The sequence below is a fragment of the Caballeronia sp. M23-90 genome (genome assembly GCF_053574605.1).
Genome location: NZ_JBSIPA010000792.1, coordinates 1 through 1,501, shown reverse-complemented (window position 1 = coordinate 1,501; position 1,501 = coordinate 1). Strand labels below are relative to the sequence as shown.

At 64.8% G+C, this 1,501-nt stretch carries 2 protein-coding genes; both read right to left on the bottom strand.

Translation table 11 applies throughout. The annotated features are described in order from the left end of the window. Positions 1-135: 135 nt before the first annotated feature. Positions 136-1,062 carry a flagellar brake protein gene (locus ACRXB1_RS35900; RefSeq protein WP_449494752.1) on the bottom strand — a complete coding sequence of 309 codons (927 nt, stop codon included), beginning with the start codon at positions 1,060-1,062 and terminating at the stop codon, positions 136-138. Positions 1,063-1,147: 85 nt separating this feature from the next. After that, the coding region (locus ACRXB1_RS35895) for a glycosyltransferase family 9 protein (protein WP_449494751.1) at positions 1,148-1,501 on the bottom strand (354 nt) is incomplete at its 5' end.

Sequence of the window (1,501 nt, the reverse complement as noted above, 5' to 3'; positions counted from 1 at the left end):
TCCCATCGCACTGCGTGGCGCGGCGCCGATCGAGCACTTCCAGGCCGCGGTCGAGCGGCTTTTCCCCGATGGTTTTCCTCCGGGCGCAAGCGGCGCGAACCTGACGTAGTTTACGCAACGGACTGACGTGGCGGACTAGTAGACCTGCTCCGCCATGAACGACTTCAGCGCAATGCGCTGCGACGGCTCGAGCGTCTCGAACTCGAGCCCGTACCCGGCGTTCCTGCCGTGGGCATCGGCATCATGAAGGTGCCGCACGATCGCGTGGCAATCGATATCGACATCCGTATCGTCCGTATTGAAACGGAACGATAAGCGCAGACGGTCGCCCAGCTTCGCGTGCGCCTCGGTCACTGCGAGCGACATGCCGAAGGGGCTGATATCGCGGATCAGGCCGAGCTGGGATGCGGGTTCATGGCTTTGCGCCGGGTCGATCACCGAAAAACGGGCCGGCAAACGCGTGGACATCCGCACGAACTTGCGCGCCCGCAAACGGCGGATCGCGCCGGGTTCCGACAACACCAGGTAGCTGAACGGCTCGCGGCAGACGGCATTGACGGTGCACGCGAACTGGAACACCGCGCGCGTGCCGAGCGCGACGATTTCGACGCGCTCGCCTTGCGACAAAGCCAGCGGCCCATGCCCCGCCATCACCGGCTGTGTGATGAACACCGCCCGCGTGCGATGCGGTCCCGGCGTCGAAAACCCGATCACACGGGCGGAATACGTCGCAGAGCCGGCCGGTCCGCGCAGACCGAGACGCGCGCCGATGGTCAACCCGATGGTATCGAGCGTGAGTAATTCGGCCGATGCGGACGACGAATCCGCCGGCGGCGGTTCCGGAGCGACCGGTTCGATCGAATCATCCAGCCTGTGCGGTTCGAAGTGCGCAAACAGGAAGGCGCGCTCAGGGACGCCGGCGACGACAGCGCCGGCATTGAAGAGCAACGCTCCGTCGGCGGCGACGATCGGCCATGCAAGCGGCTCGCCAATCGGAACGTCCGCCAGCGAGAGACGGACGGGAGACGCTTGAGTCAACGTAACGGATTCTTCTTCGGACATGGTCGCTTGGATCGCTTGGGTCGATCTGGCCGCTTGGAAGCGGCAATCGTCTAATGAGTCCGCGACTGCGTCAAGTGCCGCGGTGCTACGAGCTTGCCTGACCGGCAGCGATCAAGCTTGCCGGGCTTGCGGACGACCTTTCTGCGCCCGGCATCACGCTTTCGATTGCGCTGAGTACTGCAGGGACATCGGGCGGTGCAAAGTGATCGCCGACCGATACGGAGCGTCCCGGCGCGCTGAAGCCAAAATGCTCGCGCGAGGTTGCGGTAAAGATCATGACCGTGGGCCGCCCAAGCGCGTGGGCCAAATGAACCAGGCCGGTATCCATGCCGACCACGATCGCCGATTCATCGATGCAATGCGCGCATTCAGTCACGCTCAGTTTGGGCAACACCACCGCGCCGGGCACGAGCGCGGCGATCTGCTCGCCCTCCCGGCA